Genomic DNA, 22,544 nt, shown 5'->3' on the forward strand with positions numbered 1-22,544 from the left:
GTGTGGTCAATCGGCGACGTTGAGACTGATGCCGCGGACGAACTGCCGTTGCGCGACCAGGAAGGCGATGATCAGGGGCGCGACCGCGAGCGTGGCCGCGGCCATCTGCGCCCCGTAGCGGACGCCGGCCTCCTGGTCGGCGAACTGGGTGATGGCGAACGGCACGGTGGCGTTGGCCGGACTCTGCAGCACGACCGAGGCCCAGAACAGGTCGTTCCAGCTCGACACGACGCTGAAGATGCCGAACGCGGTGATCGCCGGCCTGACGTTGGGGAGGACGACCCGCCAGACCATGCCGAACTCACCGACCCGGTCCAGCCGGGCGGCGTCGAAGATGCTCTGCGGCAGGGTGAGGATGAACTGGCGGAAGAGGAAGATCCCGAAGGCCGACGTCAGGGACGGCCAGACCAGCGCGGCGATCGTGTCGAGCTGCCCGACCCTGGAGATCATCACGTAGGTCGGGATCGCGATGACCAGGCTGGGCACGATCAGGCACCCGAACATCACCCAGAGGGCGACGTTGCGGCCGCGGAAGCGGTGCCGCGCGAGGACGTAACCGGCCGGCAGGCAGGTGAGGAGCTGGCTGACGAACGTGATGGCCGCCACTACGACGCTGGTGCGGTAGGCGCGCACCCAGTCCCACTCGCGTACGGCGAGCCGGAAGTTCTCGAACGTCAGGTCGCCCAGTCCGGCACCGCCGAAGATCAACCGCTCGGGGACGAAGGCGGTCCACAGCATGATCGCGAACGGCAGCAGCATGACCACGCCGCCGAGAGCCAGCGCGAGGTGCGTCAGCGCCTGACGGGAGACGGTTCGGGCGGTCATCGCGTTCCCGCCCGTTCCCAGCGCGCACCCACCGTGGCGAGCTGGATCGCCGTCAACGCCAGGATCAGCACCAGCAGCGCCAGCGTGACGACGGAGCCGCCACCGACGTCGAGGAAGCGGATGCCACGCTCCCAGAGCAGATAGGACAGAGTGGTCGAACTGCTGACAGGGCCCCCCTCGGTCATCACCCGCACCTGGTCGAACACCTTCAGCGCGTTGCGTGTCGTGATGATCAACGTGAACACCACGGCGGGTCCCAGCGCGGGCCACGTCACGTGCCAGAACCGGCTCCACGCGCCCGCGCCATCGAGCCGCGCCGCCTCCACCAGGTGCGGAGGGACGCCCGCGAGGCCGGCGAGGAACATCACCACCGCGAAACCCACGTTCTCCCAGGTGCCGACGACGGCGACGGCGGGCAGCGCCAGCGTGGTGGAATGCAGCCAGTCCTCCAGCCCGAGGAGGCGCCCGACCGTGGCGTCGATCACGCCGGTGTCGGCGTAGAACAGCCACCGCCAGGCCACCGCCATCGCGGCCATCGTGGAGGCGACAGGCAGGAAGTAGACGTTGCGCCAGAACGTCCCGCCCCAGCTCACAGAGTGGATACCGAGCGCGACCAGCATCGCGGCGGCCAACGTCACCGGCACCGTCAACAGCATGTAGACGGCGGTGTTGACCAGCGCGCGGCGGAACTCCTCGCTCGACAGGACACGGCCGAAGTTGTCCAGCGCAACGAAATCCGCGGTGCCGAGCAACGGGTCGTAGTCGAACAGGGCGAGGACCAGGACGACCAGCACGGGCGCGACGACGGACAGGAACAGCAGCACGTAGCCCGGGACGAGCAACGCCACCGCGGGCAGCCGGAACCGGGTGCGGGACGGCACAGGGCCGAGCTCTGGTGGCCGTCGCAACGGCCGAGGCGACGGCAGAACGCGGAGCGACATCAGGGCCGTCCTCGAGACGATGGACCGGGTCGACGTCAGGGAACGCTACTGCCCAGCCTCAGGAGTGTCCAGCAATCTCGTTGCCTAGGCGGCAGGTGTAGCCGACTGTTCACACCGCGTTCATGCAGGTGACGGCGGTTCATCCCGCATCGCCGCCAGGACCTCCAACCCGCGCCGCACGTCGCCACGATCGAGGGGCGTGCTCAGGGAGAGTCGGACCCGAGGCGGCGCCGGGTAGTCGTCGACGGTGAACATCTCGGCGGGTCGCACCAGCACGCCAAGTCCGGCCGCCGTCGCGGTGAAGCCGCGAGGCGAGTGGCCGGGCGGCACCCGTAGCCACAGATGCATCGACGCCTCCTGCGCCCGGAACTCGTATCCGGCGAGATACTCGCGCGCGAGTATCTGCCGGGCGCTGGACTCCCGATGGATCGCTGAAGCGATCGCGGCCGCCCGCCCGTCGGCGATCCAGCGGCGGAGCACCTCCGCGGACAGCGGGTTCGCCACCCAGTACGACAGTCGCGCGACGGGGCCGAGCAGCCGCTGAACCGACGGCGCACCGGGACCGACGAGATACCCGACGCGCAAGCCCTGGGCGAGCGCCTTGGTCAACCCCATCGAGTACCAGGTGAGCTCCGGGGCGAGGGTGACGAGCGGCGGCGGCGCGTCCGTATGCAGCGCCCCGAGCACGTCGTCCTCGAAGATCGGCACGCCGTGCCGACGCGCCACTGCGACGATCTCCGCACGGCGCCCGGCGCTCATGATCGACGTCGTGGGGTTCTGGTAGGTCGGATTGCAGTAGATCAGGGCCGGACGGGCGTCTCGGCAGGCCGCGTCGAGGGCGTCCGGGAGCATGCCGTCCGCGTCGAGCGCCACCGGGCGCAGCCCAAGACGCGCCCGTTCCGCCAGCTGACGCATCACCCCGTACGTCAGCCCCTCGGCGAGGACGACGTCGCCCGGGCGGGTGAGGTGGCGCAGGACCAGCAGCAGCGAGCTCTGCGTGCCGTTCGTCAGCACCACCCGCGACGGATCGGGCGCCGGCATGCGCCGCGCCAGCCAGGCCGCCGCGGCGGCACGGTCGGCCGGACCACCGCCGGACCTGCTCTCGCGCACGAGCATCCCGAGATCCGCGCCGGTCGCCATCTCTCGCAGCGTGCTGGACAGCGCTGCGCCGAGCTCGTCCGGCGCCGGCGGTATGGAGCGGGTGAAGTCCGCGACGATCGAGCGTGCCATCACCACTCCTCCCTGTGGTCACCCGCCACCCCGCCGTGTGCCGGTCGAGCGGATCGGCTCGGGCCGAGACTACCGGCTGTGGAATTCTGTTGCTAGACGCGAGCCGACCCAAGCACTATCGTTCCCCATGCCGTCGACTGCCGACGGCGGGCCCACCTCGAGGAGGCAGACGTGATGCGAGCGACCCCGTCGTCGGAACTGGTGGTCTGCGACATGGCCGGTACCGTCTTCGGTGACGACGGCCTGGTGGGCGCGGCCTTCCGCGATGGCCTGCTGGCCGGCGGCGTCCCCGAGGGACCAGCGCTCGACGCTGCGATGGAGACGTTCGCCCGCAACCGAGGGCGCAGCAAGATCGACGCCTTCCGGCAGATCCTGCCGGAGGAGTCCGCGCGCCGGGCCAACACCGCGTTCGAGCGACGGTACGAAGAACTCGTCGATATCCACGGCGTCACCGCGTTCCCGGACGTGGGCCCCTTCTTCGGCCGGCTGCGGGACGCCGGCGTGCGAGTCGCCCTCACCACAGGCTTCGCCGTCTCCACGCGTGAGGTTCTCCTGGATGTTCTCGGGTGGCGCGACGCGGTCGACGTCGCTTTGAGCCCCAGCGATGCCGGCCGTGGCCGTCCCTATCCCGACATGATCTTGACCGCCGCGCTCAAACTCCAGGTCACGGACATGCACGGTGTCGCCGTCGTCGGCGACACGCGCAGCGACCTGGTGGCAGGCTGGCGATCCGGTGCCGGCGTGGTGGCCGGCGTCACCAGCGGCGCGGACGACCGCGCCACGCTGCAGGCGGCGCCGCACACCCACATCCTCGAGTCCGTCATCGACATCGAGCCGTTGATCATCGCCGCGACCGCGCGTATCGGCGGCTGAGCCGCGGTTCCCGCGTCTGGTCACGGCTCACATGGTGTGGTCGGCAGTCACGTCCGCCATCGCGTCGAGGTAAGCCGTCGACCGGCCGGGATCCTTGAGCGCCAGCCCGACGAACAACGCGTCCATGATCGCCAGATGGGCGAGCCGGCTTGCCGTGGCCTCCAGCCGGAAGCCCTGCCTCGTACTGCCGCCGACCAGCGGCGCGTCCGCGAGATCGGCCAGCGGCGACCGCTGGAAACTGGTCACCGCGACGACGTAGGCCCCGCGCGACTTCGCGGTCTCCGCGACCAGCAGCGTCTCCCGGGTCGCGCCGGTGTGGCTCACCGCGACGCACACGCCGTTCTCATTCAGCTGCCAGGCGGCCAGGTGCTGCGCGATGGCGTCGGTCGGTGCCGTCGTCGACAGCCCCAGCACCTGAAGCCGGTAGGCGGCATCGTGCGCCGGCGACGACGACTGCCCGTTGCCCACGACCAGCACGCGATCGCGGGTGTGCAGCGCGTCGAGCGCGCCGGCGAACGCCGTGGGATCCACCGTCGTCACGGCGTCGGCCAGGGCACGACTCCCGGTTCCCAGGATGGTGCGCAGTACCTCCCCCGGCGCGGACTCCCCGGTCAGCTGGTCGGCGAACACCAGCTGATCCGATCCGCGCAACGCCAGGTCACGCACCAGTGCCAGCTTGAGATCCTGGAACCCCTTGAACCCGGCCTGCTGGCACGCCCGCACGACAGTCGAAGCGGCCGTGTCGGCGCGGGCAGCCAGGTCCGCGGCCGCGTAGCCGATGACCGCCTCCGGGTCGGCGATGATCACCTCCATCGCCCGCCGCGCACTCGGCACCAGCGAGGGCGCCGCGGCCTGGATCTTCGCCAGCACCGCACCGCTGGTCAGCGGCACCGGACCCGCAGCCATCCCAGGCCTCCCGAGCTCGACTCCAGCGATCGCCGCCGGACGCACGCCCGCGCCCGGCCCCGGCAGGGAATGCCGTTGCGGCCTCAGCATAACCCGCGGACCGACGTTGCCTACGTCGAGCCGGTGACATGTGCCAGGGGATGGACGGTCGTGGGGTCGTCGAGGGGAGCTCCCAGGAGCGCTTCGAGTCGGCGTGATCGCAGGACGGTCGCAGCTGCATCCTGCCCGATCCCAAGACTGCGGCTGCGGGCATGTCGAGAATGCGGCGGCGGCTCCGTCCCTGGATCAAGACAACCAACGGTGCATGGAGAATGGCAGCGATGACCTGCGTGAAGGGTTTCGACCATATCGGAATCACCGTCGACGACCTCGACCTGGTGACGACGTTCTTCGTCGGGTTGGGTCTCGAGGTCGAGGGACGCACATTCGTGGAGGGCGAGTTCCTCGACACCGTCATCGGCATCCCCGACTCGCGCACCCAGATGGTCATGCTGCGCCCGCCTGGCGGAGGGACGGGGATAGAGCTCGCACGCTTCGTCCGGCCGCGTCACGAGCCCGGATCACCCGCCGCGATGGCGAACGAACTGGGGCTGCGCGGTGTCGTCTTCGAGGTGGACGACCTTCAGGCGGCCGTCGACGGCCTGGCTGCGGGCGGATACGGGCTGGTCGGCGGCATAGGCCAGCACGAGAACACCTGGCGCATGGCCGCCGTGCGCGGTCCGGAGGGAATCGTCGTCTCGCTGGCCGAGCGGATCGGCTGACGCGCGAGCGATCGCCCGACGCCATTCGAGTCCGTCCGCCGCTTGACGGCGGTGGCATCATCCGGGTTGGCGGGAGCGCGTCTGTGCGCCAGAGCCTGAGCGTGTCGAGTGGGTCTAGCGCTCGCGCGCCTACGATGCAGAGGTGGCCGCCGCCGGCCCAGCCCGGCCGTGTCCGTCCCTTGTCAGCCGAGGCCGGATCGCGCGACGACATTGGTGATGCTGATCCGGACCGCGGTGAAGCCTGCCTGCACGAATGACTCAGCGAGTTCCTCCGCTGGCTGGGAGGGGTAGTAGCGGTTGGCGATGCCCGCGGCGACGTGCTTGATCTGGTCCACGTCGGACGAGACTTGTGCCTCTCCCTCGATGGTCACGAAGCTGTAGGGTTGCCGCTCATCGCTGAGGCAGAGTGCGATGCGCGTGTCGCGAGCCAGGCTCTTGCCCTTGACGCTCCCGGGCGATAGGGCGAAGGCGAATTCGTCGCCGTCGAGAATGAAGCAGACGGGGGTGACGTGTGGTCGCCCGTCGGGACGGACAAGGGCTATGTGGGCAAGCTTTGTCCCCGCCGTGGCGAAGGATCGCCATTCGTTTTCGGTCATGGTTGCCATGGGTGTGCTTCCTCTCGTTTTCGATCTTGCGAATTCCCGCTGACGGTGGCGCTGTCTCGGCGCGGCGGCATCTCATCCCGCGAGCAGCGGCGTCGACCAGCGTCGGCACCTCGACCGCGTCGACCGCGATCCAGATCGGCCAGAACTCCACCCGGCCGCGCGATGTCCCACACCGCGCCGACCACGTACACGATCCCCAACGCGACGGCGACGAACATCGTGCTGCCGGGGGCTCGCCTCGAGGCAGCGCTGGCGGCACTCGTCGTCATGGGTATCGTCTCCCTCGTTCAGGCGTTCGCGTAGGTGGGTTGTGTCGGGTGAGACTGTCCGCATCGGGCGGACAGGCGTCGTTCGCCTGGCGCTGTGGTTCGGCGGCGCAGCGCCGGCCCGAGCGCCTGCTGGGCGGCAAAGAGAGCAATGCCAGTGAGCGCACCGAGCACCCCCAGCGCGGTTCGCCCAGCATGATCGAGCAGTACCGTGCCGGCCACGGGGCCGAGTACGGCGCCGATGCTCCACATGGTGGAGGCGACGCCCATGTACCTGCCGCGCAGGTCGGCCGGTGCAAGGTCGGCGAAGGTGGCGCCGAACATGACGGCGATGCCGATCTCGCCGAGGGTCCACGCCAGCACCGATCCGGCATAGCCGGCAGCACTGTGGACAGCGGCGCCGAGACCGACGCCAGCACCGACCAGCAGCATCGAGGCAGCCAGCACCGTGCTGCGGTCGCGACTGGCGAGCAGCCGCACCGCAAGTGGTTGCGCCACGACGATGGCCAGTCCGTTCACCGCCAGCACCACGCCGTACGTCGCGGGGCTGTGGCCGTCGGCCGTCATCACGAGTGGCAGCGTCGTGAACGTCTGCAGGAACAGGGTGAAGTAGACGAGGTAGATCACCATCATGGCGAGCATCAACCGGTCGCACAGGAGAACAGGAAGCAGCGGTCGGCGGGTTTGCTTCGACTCCGGCGGCCGGGTCTCGGGCACGCGCCGCCAGACGATCAGTGCCGCGACGACTGAGGCTGACGCGTTGATCCAGAACAGCAGCCCGTACCCATGCTGGGCGAGGATCCCGGCCGTGACCGTGGCGATCGAGAAGCCGAGGTTGGCCGCCCAGAAGAGGAGTCCGAACGCCCGGACCCGCTGCTGTGAAGGGAGGTCGGCGACCGCGGCCGACCCGGCCGGGTAGAACAGCTCGGCCGTCAGTCCGACGCCGACAGCGGCCGCCCAGATCGCCGGCATCGCATCCGCGGAACCGAGCGCAACAAGTGCCACAGTCGTCCCCAAGAACCCCACCAGCATGGTGTGGCGTCGGCCGATCCTGTCGCCCAGCCAGCCACCGAGCAGCTGCGATCCGATGACTCCGATCCCCACCGCGGCGACTACCGCGGCGGCGGTCGCCGGCGAGAGCTGCTGCTCCTGCGTCAGATAGAGAACCAGGAACGACTGCACGAGGCCGCCGGCCCGGCTCACGAAGTAGGTCGCCGCCAGCGCCCAGACCAGGTGTGGCAGCCCCAAGCCCAGCCGGGTCGACAGGCCCCGGACTCCCGTCGCTACCGAGGTGACTGTGCTGTAGGTCGTCATAGCGACGACGCTAGGTTCGACTATCCAGTAAGAAAAGCGATTGTTTCCGATCGAGTCGATCGCCGTGGGCTATGCTATGGATCGTGGTTGACGTCGAGCTGCGCCACCTGAGGACCATGGCCGCGATCGCCGAGGAGGGAACGTTCGGGCGAGCGGCTGACCGGCTCGGCTACACCCAATCGTCGGTAAGTCAGCAGATCGCCGCACTCGAGAAGACCGTCGGCGGCCCCGTGTTCGATCGACCCGGTGGTCCCAGGCCAGTTCGGATCACCCCACTCGGCGAAGTGGTCTTGACCCGCGGCCGCGATCTGCTCGCAAAATCGAAGGCGCTGGCCGACGCCGTCGAGCGGTTCAACGCAGGCGAGGGTCGGATCGACATCGGCACCTTCCCGAGCGTGTCCAACCTGATCCTGCCGACCGTTGTACGCCGGCTGCTGGACGAGCACCCCGGCTGTGACATCAGGCTATCCGAGGTGGAACCGGCCGATCCGCAGATCGGAGATCTCGACCTACTCTTCTATGACGGTCTCGTCGATGGTGACGTCGAGCACGTCAAGCTGTTCGACGAGCATTACCCCCTGGTGGCCGCCGCCGGCGCATTCCCCGATGGTCCAGTACGGGTGAAGCTGCTCGACGATGCTCCGATGGTCGCCTGGCCTCCCACCTATCACCAACGGTGGTTGGAGCGGGCGCTCGCCAGCGCCGGCGCACAGCCACGGATCGTGTTTCGTACCGCCGGCCACGAAGCCATCTTGTCCATGGTGCGGGCGGGCATAGGCTCGGCGGTGCTGCCATGGCTCGCCCTCCACGCATCCGATGCCTGGTCCGACGACCGGCTCAGCATCCACCCACTGCGACCATCGCCCACGCGCGAGACGTACCTGCACTGGCCGGCCGGACGTACCCAATCGCCACTCGCAGCCCGAGCCATCGACATCGCCGTCGAAGCCGCCAACGATCTGGCCAACCAGATGTGACATCGCCCGGCTCCTGGGGAGTCCTCCCAGTGGGCTCGCCGTCATAACGGGCTGTCCAGGTCAGTCCGCCCGCCACACTCGCTCGGCGTACTCGCGGAAGAGCTCGGACGTGTAGTCGACCTCCTGCCGGCCACCCCAGGGCACCGCGTGCCCGTCACGGCGGATGACGGCGAGCTCCGGGTGCTTCCGGCTCAGCCACCGCGGGACCGCGTAGGTGGGCGTGCCGAGGATCACGTCGATGCCGTGCTCGGCGGCTCCGTCGAGCACAGGAGTGAGCCAGTCGAGCGCGAACCGGCCGTCGGACGGCTCCCACTTCGACCACACCGACTCACCGATCCGGATACAGGTGATCCCAGCGTCGTGCATCAGCGACAGGTCGTCGGCCAGCCGTCCTGGGTCGGGAAGGTACTCGTTGTAGTAGGCGACGCCGAGGCGCGGCCCCGCCCGCCAGGTGCGCAAGCGATCTCCGGTGGTCTCGGACATGGTCACGCCCCGACTCGGGTGATCCGCAGCGCGACGGCCTCGTCCTGGGGGAGCTCCAGCGGTGCTGAGTCACGATCGTAGGCATCGTTGCGCAAGACCTCGGTGAGGGTGAACCGGCGACCCACGCGCGTCACGGTCATGTTCCAGGTGTCGATGACATCGACCTCGAACACGTCGCCGATCTCGGGCCGTTCGCCTGGGAACCCGATCGGCAGGCGGAACTCCCACGCCGGCGGCGCCGATGCACCGAGGTACTGCACATACTGGCGGCGGGACACGCCGGCCACATACCAGGGGTCGTCCCATTTGTCGATCGGGTCGAGGCCGGGCACGACCAGGTCCTCGAGAATGGCCCGCAGGAACCGCAACCGCGCGGGCGACTCCCCGCGCAACCGGCCGCCCTCGACCATGTGGAGGCTGCCGCTCTCGGTCACGAAGCTCTCTCCGTGCGAGGCGTAGCACCCAGCCACGGTGGCGACCCAGAACTGGTGGACGAGCTGACGCGCCGTCAGCCCGCCCCAGCGGTCGGGGATGTCGCCCTCGTACTTGATCTCGTCCAGCACGACGGGCTTGCCATAGACGTCGCGGTACAGGTTCGCCCGGCCGAAGCCGGTCGTGGCGGATCCGTTCTGGATCGAGGCGTGGGTGACCCACGACTGGTTGTAGTCGTAGAGCTCGATCCAGTTGTGGATCGAGCGCAGGTGCCCGTGCGGGTCGATCTCGGCGAGCCGCCGGCCGACGCCGTCCCACCGTTGCCTCGGCCGCTTCAGCTGATCGAACTCGTTGCACAGCGACCACCACACGTGCGGAAAGGCGGACAAGCGAGCCACCAGGTACCGCAGGTAGACGTCGTCCTCGTCCTCGGTGAGCTCGTCGAGCCCGAAGTGGCCACGGTCGTAGGCGTTGAAGATCAAGACGTCCGCCTGTACGCCGCGGCGGCCGAGCGCCTCAACTGCGGCGTCGAGGCGCCGGAAGAAGGGGATCACCGGCCGAGTGACGTCCCACCGCCCGCCCGTCCGCTCGAACGGGAAGAGCTCCGGAGTGTGCTCGATGTAGCCGCCGGCCTGCGGGAAGACCATGAACCGCAGCTTGTTGAAGCCGGCGTCGGCGATGGCGTCCACCGTCTGGGAGTACAACGGCTCGTCCTGGTGCAGCCAGTTGTACGCCGTCGTGCCCACCGGCCGGAACGGTGTGCCGTCGGCGTGAGCGAAATGGAACCGGCTGGCGACCCGGACCGGGCCGCGCTGCTCGCCACCGACGACCTCGAACCGTCCCTCGGCACCGGCGAGCGAGTCGTCCTCGGCACTCTCACTGCGCCACGTCCACGTCCCGGCCTCCTCCGGCGCGAACCGGACGCGATACGTCCGCCCGCCGTCCCAGAAACCCGGAACCAGGCGCTCACCGGCCGACTCGTGTGCGAAGCGCACCGACAACGGCGTGGAGTCCGCCGGGACGACCACGCCTCCTTCGAAGGACAGCTCGATCGGTCGATAGCGCTCATGCGACATGAATATGTCCTTCCCTCGAGTCTGTTGCAGCCTGCCGTGCATAGACATGTTGACGTGAATGTTCATGCAACACCAACATCGGCGCGACATTGATCGGCGTCGGAGTCGGCGGGAGGACGGTTGCCGGTAGAGCCGAGGCGATGCTCACAGTCAGCAGGGCGGCACGACATGAAATCCATTCCACTCTGAATTGGCAGTGCATCTTAGGCGGTCCCCACCGCATCGCCGGGCGGCTACGACCCTTCGGCGTGGACCTGTGGCTGCTCGCAGCACCCAGACAACGGCGCGAAATCTTCCTCTTGTCCGCCCTTGCGGCTCCTGCTACGGTCAGTCAATCGTTTGACTGGAGGCCTCGTGAGTGTTGCTGTCGACCTTCGGGAGCGGAGGGCACTGGTCACCGGAGGCGCCGGTGGACTCGGTCTCGCTTGTGCCCGGGCGATGGTCGCCGCGGGTTCGCGGGTCGCGCTGTGCGACCTGCCGGGCGAGCGCCTGAAGGCAGCGGTCGAAGAGCTCGGTGACGCCGCGACGGGCATCGAAGCCGACCTCGTCGGCCACGGCGAACCCGCACGGGTGGTGCACGAAGCGACCAGCGCGCTCGGCGGTCTGGACATCCTCGTCAACTGCGCCGGCATCATGGAGACGGTCCCGATGTCACGGGTGAGCGAGGAATCCTGGCGGCGCATCCTCGACCTCAACCTCACCGCGACCTTCCTGGTCACCCAGGCCGCCGCGAACGCCATGGCCGAGCGCGGCGGCGCGGTCGTCACGCTCGCCTCGGTGGCGGGCCGGTCCGGCCGCCCCAACGCGGTCCACTACGCCGCCAGCAAGGCGGCGCTGCTGTCGATGACGAAGTCGGCCGCCATGGCGTACGGGCCGGCGGTCAGGGTCAACGCCGTGTGCCCCGGCGTCTTCCACACGCCCATGTGGGACGGCATCATCGCCGACCGCGGCCGGGCGTTCGGCGTGGGCGCCGGCGAGTCCTACCTGCGCGAGGTCACCGCTGCCGCGCCGCTGGGCCGGGAGGGACGGCCCGACGAGCTCGCGGCCGTCGTGGTGTTCCTTGTCAGCGATCTGGCGTCGTACGTGACGGGACAAGCGCTCAACGTCGACGGTGGATTGGAGATGCATTGATGGCCGTTGGCGCGATCGCGGGGCCGTTCCGGCTGCTCACCGCGCTGTACGCGGACGAGCCCATGGCGCGGGTGTTCAGCGAGGAGGCCACCGTCGACGGATGGCTGCGCGCCGAGCTGGCGCTGTGCCGGGCGCAGGCGAGCGTGGGCGTCGTCGGTGAGGACGACGTCCACGCCCTGGAGCGGCGGATCGCGGCCCGCGACGTCGACCTCGTCGCGCTGTGGGCGGAGTCGCGGAACGTCGGCTACCCGGTGCTGCCGCTGGTACGGCAGCTGGCCGAGCCCGTCGACGGCGCCAAGCCACCGCGCGTGCACTGGGGCGCAACCACCCAGGACATCATGGACACAGGCCTGGTCCTGCAGCTCACGGCCGCCGGCCGGCGCCTCGAGCACCTGCTGATCGAGTTCGGCGACGCGCTGGCCGAGCTGGCCGACCGGCACCGGGGCACGGCCATGGCCGCCCGCACGCACGCCCAGCAGGCCGTCCCGACCACGTTCGGCGCGAAGATCGCGGCCTACCTCGGCCAGGTCACCCGCGACCTCGGCCGGCAGCGGACGGCGACGGCCGGCGTCAGCACGGTGTCGATCTACGGCGCCGGCGGCACGTCCGCAGCCTTGGGCGAGACGGCCGGCGCCATCCGGCGGGCGATGGCGGCCGACCTCGGGCTGGGGCACGACGACGTGCCGTGGCACGTGGCCCGCGACCGGCTGGTCGAGTTCGGCGCGGTCTGTGCCTCCGCCGCTGGGACGGCCGGCCGGTTCGGCCGGGAAGTCGCCGACCTGTCGCGGACCGAGATCGCCGAGGTGCGTGAGGTCGACGGCCACCACCGGGGCGCGTCGTCGACCATGCCGCAGAAGCGCAATCCGATCTCGTCGGAGGCGATGGTCGGGTTCGGCGTGCACGCGGCGACCCTGCTGCCGGGGCTGTACCGGACGCTCGAGGCCGGCCACGAGCGCGCCGCCGGCGAATGGCAGGCCGAGTGGATGATCCTCCCCGACCTCGCGTGCAGCGCTGCCGGCGCGCTGGCCCTCGCCGCGGACACCGCGCGCGGCCTGCAGGTCGACGCGCGGGCCATGGCGGCGAACATGGACGCCGAAGGCGGGTCGGTGATGTCCGAGGCGTACATGATGCGGCTGGCCCCGCACCTCGGACGGGAGAAGGCGCACGACACCGTCTACGCGGCGGCCGGCCGGGCCCGCGCCGACGGCACCACCCTCGACGCCGTCCTGCGCGACACGGCCGAGGTCGTGGCGCTGCTGCCCGACGGCATCGACCCCGGCGACTACGTCGGCCAGGCTGAATCGATCTGCGACCGCGCCCTCGAGACGTGGTCAGTCCAGCGAGAGGCGAAGGGACGATGACAGAACCGGAGACCGCCACTGACACCATGCTGCGCGACCTACGCGGCCTCTGGCGCATCAGGCTGCTCGAGGAGAAGATCCGCGACCTGCGGCTGAACGGCGACATCGTCGGTTCGGTGCATCTGTGCATCGGGCAGGAGGCCGGCCCGGTCGGCGCCTGCTCCGTACTGGAGCCGGCCGACGCGCTGTTCGCGACCTACCGCGGGCACGGCTGGGCGCTGGCCCGCGGCGTGCCGGCCGCGGGCATCCTGGCCGAGCTCCTGGGCCGGTCGACAGGCGTCAACGGCGGCCGCGGCGGGTCGGCGCACTTCAGCGCGCCCGAGCACGGCTTCCACGGCGAGAACTCGATCGTCGGCGGCGGTGCGCCGCTGGCGGTGGGCGCCGCACTCGCGGGCCGGTTCGACGGCACGGGGCGGGTGGCGCTGTGCGTCTTCGGCGACGGCGCCATGAACCAGGGCTCGGTCCACGAGTCGATGAACTTCGCCGCGGCATTCGACCTGCCGGTGGTCTTCGTCTGCGAGAACAACGAGTACTCCGAGCTGACACCGATCCGCGACATGGTCCGCAACGACGTCCTCGCCGAGCGCGCCCGGGCTTACGGCATCCTCGGCGAGCGCATCGACGGCAACGACCCCGCGGTGGTCCGCGACCGGGTCGGCGATGCCGTCCAGAGCGCCCGCGAGGGCGGCGGCCCGGTCCTGCTCGAGCTTATGACCGCCCGGCTCGTGGGCCACTACATCGGCGACGCCGAGCAGTACCGCCGGCCCGGTGAGCTGGAACGGCTGGCCGAGACCGAACCCATCGCCCGGCTGCGGCGGGCACTGCGGTCGGCCTCCGTCGACGAGACCGCCATCGCGGCGGCACACGCCGAGGCCGCCCGCGAGATCGAGGCGGCGGCGCAGGAGGCAGCGGCCGCTCCGCCGGCCGGCACTGACGCCGTCAGGAGGCACGTCCATGCCTGAGACCCGGAAGCTCTCCTACGGCGAGGCCGCCAACGCGGCGCTGCGCCGCGCGCTCGACGACTGGCCCGAGGTCCTGGTGTACGGCGAGGACGTCGGCGTTCCGGGCGGCGTGTTCGGGGTCAGCAAGGGGCTGCGCAAGCAGTTCGGCGACCGGGTGTTCGACACCCCCATCAGTGAGTCGGCCATCCTCGGCTCCGCCGTCGGCGCCGCCATGTTCGGCCGGCGACCGGTCGTCGAGATCATGTGGACCGACTTCTTTCTCGTCGCGCTGGACCAGGTCGTCAACCAGGCGGCCAACGTCCGCTACGTCTCCGAGGGCCGGCTCACCGCACCGCTGACCATCCGCACCCAGCAGGGGACGGCGCCGGGCTCGTGCGCCCAGCACTCGCAGAGCCTCGAGGCGTTCTTCCTGCACACGCCGGGCATCCGTGTGTGCATGCCGGTCACGGCGCAGGACGCCCACGACCTGTTGCTCTCGTCGATCGCGTGCGACGACCCCGTCGTCGTGATCGAGAACCGCACGCTCTACCACGGCGGTAAGCAAGAGGTGAGCGTCGGCGGGCCGGTCGCGCCGATCGGCGGACTGCGCGTCCGCCGTCCCGGCACGACGGCGACGGCGGTGACCTGGGGATCGATCTCCCAGCAGGTGCTCGTCGCCGCCGAGACCCTCGCCTCGGAGGACCACGACGTCGAGGTCCTCGAGACGCCCTGGCTTGACCCGTTCCCGTGGGACGAGGTGCTGGCGTCGGTCGCCCGGACCCGCCGGCTCGTCGTCACGCACGAGGCCAACCGCACGGGTGGGTTCGGCGCCGAGGTCCTTGCCCGCGTGGCCGAGGCCGGCATCGAGCTTGCCGCTCCCCCGGTGCGCGTGGCCGTGCCCGACCTGAGGCTGCCGGCGGCACCGGGCCTCGCGGCCGCGGTAGTCCCGGCGGCCGGTGACGTCGCCGATGCGCTGCGGCGGGTGACCACCACCGGCTAGCACCGCACTCAATCGATTGACCACCTCGCGTCCCGCACCGTACGGCGCCGGACGTCCCTATGACGATCGAGAGGACTTGCCATGAGGCACCACAACGGAGTGAGGTCCGCCGTGCTGACCGGCGCGCTGGCGCTGGCGCTCGCCGCCTGCGCGACCGAGGCCACCGACGACGCCGGCTCCGATGACGGCGGTGACTCCGGCAGCTGCCGCATCGCCATCGACAACGGGTCGGGCACCGGATTCCCGTACCCGAACGCCGGCGCTCAGGGCATCACCGACGCGGCCGAGGAGCTCGGCTGCGAGGTGATCGCGCACCTGGACGGCAAGAGCGACGTGCAGACCGAGGCCGCGAACGTCCAGAACATCGTGTCGCAGCAGCCGGACGGCGTCGTCATCATCCCGGCCAACGCCGCCGAGGCCGGCCGGTTCGTCGACCAGATGTCCGAGGCCGGCATCAAGGTGGTCAGCTTCCACAGCATCATCGGCGCCGAGCGCGCCATCGACGACGTCTACCCCTCGCTGAGCGCCCTGGTCATCGAGAACGAGACCGGCGTCGGCGCCATGGTCGGCGAGGCGATGATGGAGAGCCTCCCGGACGGCGGCCCCATCGGCCTGGTGCTCGGCGCCCCGGGCTACGCCGAGAACACGCTGCGGGTCGACGAGTTCCGGGCGGTCACCGAGGGGACGTTCGAGATCGTCGCCGAGCAGCCCGGCGGCTGGGTGGCCGACCAGGGGCAGACGGCGTGCGCCTCGATGCTCAACGCCAACCCGGAGATCGTCGGCTTCTACGCGATCTCCGACGACATGGCGGTCGGCTGCCAGCAGGCCGTCGAGTCCGCCGGGTCCAGCGCCGTCGTGTGGGGGGTCGGCGGCTCGCAGCTGGGCATCGACTCCATCACCGCCGGCGGCATGGACGGCACCGTCTGCTACAAACCCTACGACGGCGGCCGCCGGGCGATGGAGGAGCTCAAGAAGGCCATCGACGACGATGACTACGGCACCGGCGAGCTGGTCTTCTACGACACCCCGGTGATCACCGCGGAGAACGCGGGCGACTGTGAGCCGCAGTGGTGACCGGCGCGCGGAGGACGGCGGCACCATGAGCGGCCCGCTCCTCGAGGCCCGCGGCGTCTCCAAACGGTTCCCCAACGGCACCGAGGCGCTGCGCCAGGTGAGCCTCGCCGTGGAGGAGGGGTCGATCCACGGCCTCGTCGGGGCGAACGGCGCCGGGAAGTCGACGCTGTTCAAGATCATCGCCGGAGCGCTCCCGCCCACCTCGGGTCAGCTCCGCTGGCGCGACGCGGACGTGCGCTGGAACGCCCCCGGCGACTCGCGGGCGGCCGGCGTCTCGACGATCCACCAGCACATCCCGCTGGTGCCGACGCTCACGGTGCTCGAGAACGTCTACATCGGCGAGCTGTCCGGGGTGTTCCGCAAGGCGCCGCTGCTGCGCCGCTACGACGAGCTGTGCGATCGCCTGGGCTACCGCGCCGATCCGGACCGCGAGGTCGCGCATCTGCCGCTCGGCGAGCGGCAGATGGTCGCCGTCGCGCAGGCGCTGGCCGGCGGCGCGTCGCTGGTCTGCATGGACGAGCCGACCGCGTCGATGGCGAACCCGGAGGTCGACATGCTGTTCGCGGCGGTGCGCCGGTTACGGGCCGACGGCGTCTCGTTCGTGTTCTGCTCGCACTTCCTCGACCAGGTGCTCGAGCTGACCGACGCCGTCACCGTGCTGCGCGACGGCCGGGTCGTGACGTCGGCGGCCACCTCCGGTCTCGACGAGGACACCCTGGTCGACGCGATGGTGGGCCGCGCCCTGCACGCGATGGAGGAACGCCGGGCCGAGCCGCTGCCGGACGGCGCCCCGGTCCTGCTCCAGGCCCGCGGGCTGACGTCGCCGGGGCGGCTGGACGGGGTCGACCTCACCGTCCGCGCCGGCGAGATCGTCGGCGTCGCCGGCATGCTCGGTTCCGGCCGCTCGGAGCTGCTCGAGGCGCTGTTCGGCGCTGATCAGCACTGCTCGGGCACGGTGGCGGTGCGCGACCAGCCGGTGCCGCACCGGGTCGGCGCGCGCGTGCGGTCCGGCGTCGCGCTGGTCCCGGAGGACCGGTCCCGGCAGGGTCTGGTGCCGGCCTGGGAGATCTGGCGCAACGTGTCGCTGCCGGGCCTGGCCGACCTGTCCCGCCGCGGCGTGCCGGACCACGCCGCCGAGCTCGACCGCGCCGAGACCGCGATCCGCGACCTCGGCATCCGCACGCCATCCGCCGAGACACCGGTGGCGGCGTTGTCCGGCGGGAACGCCCAGAAAGTGGTCTTCGCCAAGTGGCTGTACGGCGACGGCGAGGTCTTCCTGCTCGACGAGCCGACCGTCGGTGTGGACGTCGGCGCCAAGGCGGACATCCTGCGGCTCGTGCGTGACTTCGCCGCAGGTGGCAAGGCGGTGGTGATCGTCTCCTCGGCCTTCGAGGAGCTGCTGGCGGTCGCCCACCGCATCGTGGTCATGCGCGGCGGCCGGGTCGTCGCCGAGCGCCTGGCCGGTGAGACCGACGAACCGGAGCTGCTGGCGTTGGCCAGCGGGCTCACGACAGTGACGGGAGCGAGCCGACGATGACGACCATCCTGCCGCGAGCGGCCGAGGCCGCGCGGGCGCGGCCGGCACCGACGCTGCGACAGCGGGCCGAGCCGTTCAGGCTGCACCGGGCCGGCGTCGTGTACGCCTTCGCGCTGATCCTGCTCACCTTCACGCTGGCCGCCGAGTTCACCGGCCGCCCGTTCTACCTGTCGCCGGTGAACTCGGCGAACATCCTCGACCAGACGGTCCAGGTCGGCATTCTCGCGGTCATCATGACCATCTGCCTCATCAGCGGGAACTTCGACCTGTCCGTCGGCGCGACGGCGGCGCTGGGCGCGGGTGTCACCATGACGGTGCTCAACGCCGGCGCGGGGGTGGGCGTGGCGGTGCTGGCCGGACTCGGCACCGGCGTCGCGATGGGCCTGCTCAACGGCGCCCTGGTTCAGCTGGTCGGCGTCAACGCGTTCATCGTGACGCTCGGGACGATGACGGGGGTGCGAGGGCTGCTGTTCATCCTCACCGACGGGCAGAGCATCCAGACCGACCACAGCGGCCTCGGTGACCTGTTCACCGGTGTGCTGCCGCTCAACGCCAAGGTGTGGGTCGCGATCGCCGGCGTCGTGCTGCTGGTCCTGGGGCTGCGGTCGCTGCGACGTGAGCGCCAGGGCCTCGTGGCCAGTGGCCACGGGCCGTGGATGGTGATCGCCGGCGTGCTGGTCGCGGCCGTCTCGCTGGCGTTCCTGCCGACCCGGTGGGAGCTCACGAAGCAGGTCTACATCTTCCTCGCCGTCGCCGTCCTGGCCTGGCTCGTGCTGCGGTTCACCGCGGTCGGGCGGCGGCTGTACGCCGTCGGCGGCAACACCGAGGCGGCGCGGCTGTCCGGCATCGCCGTCGCCCGCTACAAGATCGCGCCATTCGTGCTCAACGGGCTGTTCGCCGCGCTGGTGGGCATCCTCTACGTGTCTCGGTTCTCGGCGATCAACCCGCAGGCGATGAGCGGCCTGGAGCTGACGGTGCTCGCCGCAGCCATCCTGGGAGGCACGTCGCTGTTCGGCGGCGCGGGCAACGTCCTCAAGTCCGTCGTCGGCGCGCTGATCCTGTTCACGCTCATCAACGGGTTCGGCGTGCTCAACCTCGGCGCCAACTACCAGGATCTGATCAAGGGTGTCGTCATCATCGGCGCCGCCACGATCTACGTCCTGGCCGAGCGCCGCGGGCAACGCGGCCGACGGGTGACCGACGCCGGTGGCGATCCGCCGCCCGAGCAACCGGCGCCACAGACGGAGAGGAACACTCCGTGAGCGGTCCGGCCAGCACGGTGACGGCGATCTGGCACTTCAGCTTCACCGTCTCAGACCTCGAGGCGTCCGTGGCGTTCTACCGCGACCTGCTCGGCATGACCCTCGTGCACCTGCAGGACCAGGACAACGACTACACGCGTGCGCTGGTCGGCTACCCGGACGCCCGCCTGCGGGTGGCGCAGCTGCGCTCCGGGCCCGTGTCGAGCACCGGCTCGTCGCACGACCTCGAGCTCGTGCAGTACCTGGCGCCGGCCCGGCCCCGGCTCGATCCCGAACGCGGGCGGGCCGGCGCGGCCCATCTGGCCTTCGTCGTCGACGACGCCCGGGCGGTCCACAGCCGGCTCGCCGACGCCGGCGTGCGTTTCGTGTCCCCGCCCAACGCCATCACAGCGGGCGCCAACAAGGGCGGGTACACCTGCTACTTCCTCGATCCCGACGACATCACGCTCGAGCTGGTCCAGCCGCCGCCGTCGTGACGGCCCCCGCCGCCCCCGCAGTCCCTACACTCTGGCCAGGAGGTCGATCACCGCATGAGAGTCGTCGACGCACATCAGCATTTCTGGGACCTCGAGGCGGTCGCCTACCCCTGGCTCACGCCCGCCGACGGCCCGATCCACCGCACGTTCGACTGGCCCGACCTCGAACCCGAACTGACCGCGTCCGGGGTCGACGCCACCGTGCTGGTGCAGGCGGCGAACTCCGTCGAGGACACCGAGGCGATGCTGGCACAGGCCGACCGGCACGCGGAGGTGGCCGGGGTGGTCGGCTGGGTGGACCTCACCGACGCCGCGGCGGCGACGGCGGTGCTGGACCGGTTCGCGGCCGACCCCCGGTTCGCCGGCATCCGCCACCTCATCCACGACGAGCCCGACCCGGACTGGCTGCTGCAGGACGCCGTGCTCGACAACCTGGGGCTGCTGGCCGAGCGCGGCCTCGCCTTCGACGTCGTGGCGGTGCTGCCGCGGCACCTCGAGCACGTCCCCACCCTGGCCGAGCGGCATCCCGAGCTGCGACTGGTCATCGACCACCTGGCCAAGCCGCCGATCCGCGACCGCGGCTGGGAGCCGTGGGCGTCGCTGCTGCGCCGCGCCGCGGAGTACCCGAACGTCTACGCCAAGGTGTCCGGCCTCAACACGGCCGCGGAGTGGGAGACATGGAAGCCCGCCGACCTCGCACCGTACGTCGAGCACGCCCTCGAGGTGTTCGGTCCCGGCCGGCTGATGTACGGCGGCGACTGGCCGGTCAGCATCCTGGCCGGCGGCTACCAACCCGTGTGGCGGGCGACGCTCGAGCTGCTCGCGCAGCTGCCCGACGCCGACCGCGCCCAGGTGCTCGGCGGCACCGCCACCGCGGTCTACCGGCTGCCGGAGGTGAGCTGATGCTCGACGTGCTGCGTCCCATCGCGGCCGAGTGCGACCTCACCGTCCCGGCCGCGCACCGGTTGCCCATCGCCGTCGTCGGGGCGGGATCCATCGTGGACGTCGCCCACCTGCCGGCCTACGCGAAAGCCGGGCTCGACGTCCGCGGCATCGTCGACCTCGACGCCGCCAAGGCCGCCGAGGTGGCGCGGCGGCACGGCGTACCGCGCGTCTTCGCGTCGCTGGAGGACCTGCTCGCCGACGACGTGCCCGTCGTCGACGTCGCCGTCGCCCCGGCCGCCCAGCCGGCGATCGCGATGCAGGCACTCGAGGCCGGCAAGCACCTGCTCTGCCAGAAGCCGTTCGCCCTGGAGATGGCCGACGCCGAGAAGGTCGTCGATCTGGCCGCCGAGCACGGCCGCGTCGTCACAGTCAACCAGCAGATGCGCTACGAGGAGGGCATCGCGGCGGCCCGCGCCATGGTGCGGCACGGCTGGATCGGCCAGCCGACCTCGATGACCATCACCGTCGACATCGCCACCGACTTCTCCGGCTGGGGCTGGCTCTACCGCAGCCCGCGGCTGGACTACTGGTACCACTCCATCCACTACTTCGACGCCGTCCGCTCGGTCCTCGGCGACCCCGCGACGGTGTACGCGGTGGCCGGCACCACACCCGGCCAGGGCCCGGCGGGCGAGACCCGGACGATCAGCACACTGACGTTCCCCTCCGGGGCGCACGCGATGGTGTTCGTGAACCACGAGAACCGGGCCGGTGACACCGTGGCGCAGTTCCGCATCGACGGGTCCGAGGGCGCCGTCCGCGGCAGCATCGGGCTGCTCGAGGACTATCCGCACGGCCGCCCGGACACCGTCGAGGTGAGCAGCCGCACGCTGCCCACCGACGGCTGGCTGCCCTACCCGGTCACATCGCGCTGGCTGCCCGACGCCGTCGCCGGCCCGATGCGCGCGCTGCTCGCCGAGGTCGCCACTGGCGTCGAAGCACCGACCTCGGGCCGGGACAACCTGGCGACGCTGCGGCTCGTTCACGCGCTGTACCGCAGCGCCGACATCGGACAGGCGCAGACCCCGTGACAGCCGGAACCGGCGGCGCCCGCCGCACCACGCTGGCCGACGTCGCGACGCGCGCCGGCGTCGACCGCTCGGTCATCTCGCGAGTGCTCAGCGGCGACCCGCGGCTGCTCATCCGCGAGGAGACCCGCCAGCGCGTCCTCGACGCCGTCCGCGACCTGGGCTACCGGCCGAACGTGGCCGCGCGGACGTTGCGAACCCGGCGAACCGGCACCCTGGGACTGCTCATCCCGGATTACGCGAACCCGGTGTACGCCGAGATCATCAAGGGCGCCGAGGCCGCGGCCGCCGAGCGCGACTGCGTCCTGCTCACCGGCAGTGCCAATGCCGCGACCGAGCTGAACTCCTACCTCGACCTCCTCGGTCAGGGCCGGGTCGACGGCCTGTTGCTCGCCGGCGAGCTGACGTCGAGGGCCGTTCTCGACGGCCTCACCGCCGACGGCCTGCCGTGGCTGCTGGTCAACCGCACCCTGCGCGGTGAGGCTCGGCACGTGGTGCTCGACGACGAGCGCGCCGCGGCCCTCGCCGTCGAGCACCTCGTCGGCCTCGGGCACACCGAGATCGCCCACCTCGCCGGGCCGAACGGCGCCGACACCGCCCGCCGCCGCAACCGCGGCTACCGGGCCGCGATGCGGGCTCACGGCCTGACCGCGCGCCTGGACTGGACGACTCGCGGCGACTACACCGCCGACGGCGGGTACCGGGCGATGCTCGAGATCCTCGACGCGCGCGGGCGGCCCACCGCGGTGTTCGTCGCGAACCTCGCCTCGGCCATCGGCGCACTGCACGCGCTGCGGTCGCGCGGCGTGGCCGCGCCGGCGCAGATGTCGGTGATCGCCGTCCACGACCTGCCGCTCGCCGAGCACCTCTCCCCCGCGCTCACTACGGTGCGCATGCCGCTGCGCGAGCTCGGCCGGCGCGGCGTCGAGCTGCTGGCCGAGGTCGGACCGGAGGAGGCCGTGCGCGAGGTCGTCACCGGCCCGATGCAGGTCGTGCCGCGCGAGTCCACCGCTCCCCCGCCGGATCTCCAGGAGAGAATGTGAGCCGACGACCACCCGGCGTCCTGTACCGCACCGACGCCGACCCGCCCGCCCCGGTGC

Annotated in this window: 22 protein-coding genes and 1 pseudogene; 15 read left to right on the top strand and 8 right to left on the bottom strand. The window is 71.0% G+C overall.

The features are described 5' to 3' along the window. Positions 1–6: 6 nt before the first annotated feature. The 3 genes from E1262_RS26685 to E1262_RS26695 form a co-directional block, all read right to left on the bottom strand. Entirely contained in the window at positions 7–825 is an 819-nt protein-coding gene (locus tag E1262_RS26685) for a carbohydrate ABC transporter permease (protein ID WP_132107386.1), read from the bottom strand. Then, positions 822–1,706 carry a carbohydrate ABC transporter permease gene (locus tag E1262_RS26690; RefSeq protein ID WP_162606097.1) on the bottom strand — a complete coding sequence of 295 codons (885 nt, stop codon included), beginning with the start codon at positions 1,704–1,706 and terminating at the stop codon, positions 822–824. Before E1262_RS26690 ends, E1262_RS26685 begins: the two co-directional genes overlap by 4 nt. Before the next feature lie 180 nt (positions 1,707–1,886). After that, a complete protein-coding gene (locus E1262_RS26695; protein ID WP_132107390.1) occupies positions 1,887–2,996 on the bottom strand; it encodes an aminotransferase-like domain-containing protein in 1,110 nt (369 codons plus the stop codon). A 174-nt stretch (positions 2,997–3,170) separates the two neighbouring features. Here E1262_RS26695 and E1262_RS26700 point away from each other — a divergent pair, with 174 nt between their 5' ends. Next, entirely contained in the window at positions 3,171–3,869 is a 699-nt protein-coding gene (locus E1262_RS26700) for an HAD family hydrolase (protein WP_132107414.1), read from the top strand. Positions 3,870–3,896: 27 nt separating this feature from the next. Here the strand turns inward: E1262_RS26700 and E1262_RS26705 are convergent, their stop codons facing one another. After that, positions 3,897–4,775, bottom strand: coding sequence for a MurR/RpiR family transcriptional regulator (locus E1262_RS26705; RefSeq protein ID WP_162606098.1), 879 nt, complete (start codon positions 4,773–4,775; stop codon positions 3,897–3,899). A 320-nt stretch (positions 4,776–5,095) separates the two neighbouring features. On the opposite strand from E1262_RS26705, the gene E1262_RS26710 reads away from it, so the two are divergent. Then, the gene (locus tag E1262_RS26710) at positions 5,096–5,536 is read left to right on the top strand and encodes a VOC family protein (protein WP_132107394.1); all 441 of its coding nucleotides are present in this window, start codon (positions 5,096–5,098) and stop codon (positions 5,534–5,536) included. A 182-nt stretch (positions 5,537–5,718) separates the two neighbouring features. Here E1262_RS26710 and E1262_RS26715 read toward each other — a convergent pair whose 3' ends face one another. After that, positions 5,719–6,141: a PPOX class F420-dependent oxidoreductase gene (locus E1262_RS26715; RefSeq protein ID WP_203454496.1), complete on the bottom strand. Its 423-nt coding sequence runs from the start codon at positions 6,139–6,141 to the stop codon at positions 5,719–5,721. A gap of 162 nt (positions 6,142–6,303) precedes the next feature. Between E1262_RS26715 and E1262_RS30600 the strand changes: the two genes are divergently transcribed. Further along, positions 6,304–6,444, top strand: coding sequence for a hypothetical protein (locus E1262_RS30600; protein ID WP_162606099.1), 141 nt, complete (start codon positions 6,304–6,306; stop codon positions 6,442–6,444). Here the strand turns inward: E1262_RS30600 and E1262_RS26725 are convergent. After that, complete coding sequence (locus E1262_RS26725) at positions 6,429–7,721, bottom strand: MFS transporter (protein WP_132107398.1); 1,293 nt, start codon at positions 7,719–7,721, stop codon at positions 6,429–6,431. The two genes, E1262_RS30600 and E1262_RS26725, sit on opposite strands and share 16 nt — an antisense overlap. Positions 7,722–7,804: 83 nt before the next feature. Between E1262_RS26725 and E1262_RS26730 the strand changes: the two genes are divergently transcribed. Continuing rightward, on the top strand, positions 7,805–8,698 hold the full coding sequence (locus tag E1262_RS26730) for a LysR family transcriptional regulator (protein WP_132107399.1): 894 nt from the start codon (positions 7,805–7,807) through the stop codon (positions 8,696–8,698). A 66-nt stretch (positions 8,699–8,764) separates the two neighbouring features. On the opposite strand, the pseudogene E1262_RS26735 reads toward E1262_RS26730, so the two are convergent. Further along, positions 8,765–9,181, bottom strand: a pseudogene (locus E1262_RS26735) (beta-galactosidase); the annotation flags it as partial. 2 nt (positions 9,182–9,183) lie between these two features. Next, positions 9,184–10,689, bottom strand: coding sequence for an apiosidase-like domain-containing protein (locus tag E1262_RS26740; RefSeq protein ID WP_132107401.1), 1,506 nt, complete (start codon positions 10,687–10,689; stop codon positions 9,184–9,186). A 354-nt stretch (positions 10,690–11,043) separates the two neighbouring features. Between E1262_RS26740 and E1262_RS26745 the strand changes: the two genes are divergently transcribed. From E1262_RS26745 to E1262_RS26795, 11 genes are all read left to right on the top strand, one after another. Beyond that, positions 11,044–11,820: an SDR family NAD(P)-dependent oxidoreductase gene (locus tag E1262_RS26745; RefSeq protein WP_162606100.1), complete on the top strand. Its 777-nt coding sequence runs from the start codon at positions 11,044–11,046 to the stop codon at positions 11,818–11,820. After that, complete coding sequence (locus E1262_RS26750) at positions 11,820–13,181, top strand: lyase family protein (protein WP_132107403.1); 1,362 nt, start codon at positions 11,820–11,822, stop codon at positions 13,179–13,181. Before E1262_RS26745 ends, E1262_RS26750 begins: the two co-directional genes overlap by 1 nt. Next, positions 13,178–14,143 carry a thiamine pyrophosphate-dependent dehydrogenase E1 component subunit alpha gene (locus E1262_RS26755; RefSeq protein WP_132107404.1) on the top strand — a complete coding sequence of 322 codons (966 nt, stop codon included), beginning with the start codon at positions 13,178–13,180 and terminating at the stop codon, positions 14,141–14,143. The genes E1262_RS26750 and E1262_RS26755 overlap by 4 nt, the downstream gene beginning before the upstream one ends. Continuing rightward, positions 14,136–15,122, top strand: coding sequence for an alpha-ketoacid dehydrogenase subunit beta (locus tag E1262_RS26760; protein ID WP_132107405.1), 987 nt, complete (start codon positions 14,136–14,138; stop codon positions 15,120–15,122). Before E1262_RS26755 ends, E1262_RS26760 begins: the two co-directional genes overlap by 8 nt. 81 nt (positions 15,123–15,203) lie before the next feature. Then, positions 15,204–16,196, top strand: a complete 993-nt coding sequence (locus E1262_RS26765) for a sugar ABC transporter substrate-binding protein (protein ID WP_132107406.1) — start codon at positions 15,204–15,206, stop codon at positions 16,194–16,196. Between the two features lie 25 nt (positions 16,197–16,221). After that, on the top strand, positions 16,222–17,733 hold the full coding sequence (locus tag E1262_RS26770) for a sugar ABC transporter ATP-binding protein (RefSeq protein ID WP_132107407.1): 1,512 nt from the start codon (positions 16,222–16,224) through the stop codon (positions 17,731–17,733). Beyond that, on the top strand, positions 17,730–18,995 hold the full coding sequence (locus E1262_RS26775) for an ABC transporter permease (RefSeq protein WP_132107408.1): 1,266 nt from the start codon (positions 17,730–17,732) through the stop codon (positions 18,993–18,995). Before E1262_RS26770 ends, E1262_RS26775 begins: the two co-directional genes overlap by 4 nt. Further along, entirely contained in the window at positions 18,992–19,471 is a 480-nt protein-coding gene (locus E1262_RS26780) for a VOC family protein (RefSeq protein WP_132107409.1), read from the top strand. Before E1262_RS26775 ends, E1262_RS26780 begins: the two co-directional genes overlap by 4 nt. A 54-nt stretch (positions 19,472–19,525) precedes the next feature. After that, complete coding sequence (locus tag E1262_RS26785; RefSeq protein ID WP_132107410.1) at positions 19,526–20,374, top strand: amidohydrolase family protein; 849 nt, start codon at positions 19,526–19,528, stop codon at positions 20,372–20,374. Further along, a complete protein-coding gene (locus E1262_RS26790) occupies positions 20,374–21,447 on the top strand; it encodes a Gfo/Idh/MocA family protein (RefSeq protein ID WP_132107411.1) in 1,074 nt (357 codons plus the stop codon). The genes E1262_RS26785 and E1262_RS26790 overlap by 1 nt, the downstream gene beginning before the upstream one ends. Then, positions 21,444–22,487 carry a LacI family DNA-binding transcriptional regulator gene (locus E1262_RS26795; RefSeq protein WP_132107412.1) on the top strand — a complete coding sequence of 348 codons (1,044 nt, stop codon included), beginning with the start codon at positions 21,444–21,446 and terminating at the stop codon, positions 22,485–22,487. The genes E1262_RS26790 and E1262_RS26795 overlap by 4 nt, the downstream gene beginning before the upstream one ends. The last annotated feature ends 57 nt before the right edge of the window (positions 22,488–22,544 follow it).

This window comes from Jiangella aurantiaca (genome assembly GCF_004349105.1).
In the GTDB taxonomy this organism is placed as follows: domain Bacteria; phylum Actinomycetota; class Actinomycetes; order Jiangellales; family Jiangellaceae; genus Jiangella; species Jiangella aurantiaca.